Origin of the sequence: Aliiglaciecola sp. NS0011-25 (assembly GCF_040370605.1) — a bacterium.
GTDB classification, from domain to species: Bacteria; Pseudomonadota; Gammaproteobacteria; order Enterobacterales; family Alteromonadaceae; genus Aliiglaciecola; species Aliiglaciecola lipolytica_A.
On sequence record NZ_BAABWR010000070.1, the window covers coordinates 1 to 410 of the forward strand.

The 410-nt window shown below is 44.6% G+C and carries 1 protein-coding gene; it reads left to right on the plus strand.

Translation table 11 applies throughout. The features are described from left to right. Positions 1-376, plus strand: a 376-nt coding sequence (locus ABWV72_RS21215; protein ID WP_353372981.1) for a transposase, incomplete at its 5' end; no start/stop codon positions are given. Positions 377-410: the final 34 nt, after the last annotated feature.

Here is a 410-nt window from a genome sequence, read left to right on the forward strand (position 1 = left end):
TTATCGTGCAGCAACTAAAGATGCCGCAGAAGCAGCACTGGATGAGCTAGATGATAAATGGGGCAAGCTATATCCCATTGTTATCGACTCTTGGCGTCGTAAATGGACGAACCTGTCGGTTTACTTCAAGTACCCAGATTACGTGCGAAAAGCCATTTATACCACCAATGCTATCGAGGCGGTTCACCGCCAGTTTAGGAAATTGACCAAGACTAAAGGCGCATTCCCGAATGAAAATAGCTTGATGAAATTATTGTATGCAGGCATATTGAACGCCTCGAAGAAATGGACAATGCCTATCCACAGTTGGAACCTGACATTGTCGCAATTAGCCATTCACTTCGAAGGTAGGTTAGATGGCGTGCTAGATATTTAGCAATTTAGGCTGACACAGAATTCTGAACGCCCTC